The sequence below is a fragment of the Shigella sp. FC1661 genome, assembly GCF_001712525.1.
GTDB classification, from domain to species: domain Bacteria; phylum Pseudomonadota; class Gammaproteobacteria; order Enterobacterales; family Enterobacteriaceae; genus Escherichia; species Escherichia coli.
The window spans coordinates 1-730 of the sequence record NZ_MDGW01000412.1 but is presented as its reverse complement, the minus strand read 5'-3'; the positions used below and the strand labels follow the sequence as shown (position 1 = coordinate 730).

General features: G+C 52.9%; 1 pseudogene. It reads right to left on the bottom strand.

Annotation, left to right across the window (positions count from 1 at the left end):
* Positions 1 to 730, bottom strand: a pseudogene (locus BFF42_RS19230) (phage tail protein); the annotation flags it as partial.

Here is a 730-nt window from a genome sequence, read left to right as displayed (position 1 = left end):
GCATCCGGCACCCCGGACAGGGCGCAATATGACCCCGGTAATGAATGCTCTGAACATCCCGTAATGAAAAATTGTGGGGATGCTATATACGTTCCGGTGGGAGTACTGGGCACTGAAATCCCCACCGGTCCCAGTCGTGAGCCTCTGTATGACTGCCCCCTGACAAGTCTGATGACTTTATCACCGTCAGCTTCTCCCTGGTACGCAGCAATAATCAGCCCGCCAATGTCAGGGTCTCCCCATCTGTTGCGGACAGAGCTCGCCACGATTCTGTAAATAATATCTTCTGTGGTTATATTTATTTTCACCCAGTCAGTCTGGATATGGGCCAGTAGCAGTAGCGGGTGTGATAAATGGGGCCGTTAATGCCGTAAAAAGTAAGGGATTTGGCTCTGTACCGCGGTTCTGTTGTCTCAGGGCGTGCATCAGTCCACCGGATGCTGAGCACCCCTTCAAACCGTGTGTCGGGTATGATGATGTCGTAGGGGCCAGCAACGGAATATTCACCTGGCAGCGCATTCCTTACCCAGGCCAGGAAATCACTCTTAGTGTCAAAACGGATAACATCTTCAGGCAGAAAAGCACACCCAAAGCCGAATGCGCCGGGTATCGCCAGACGGCCTTTTGTCCGGTCGTAAATGTCGCTCTGTGCTTCCATCGTGGCCGCACTTTTCAGCCCCAGATTATCCCGGGACTTCTGTTGTGCCTTTTCGCCTGCTGCTGCGATTTC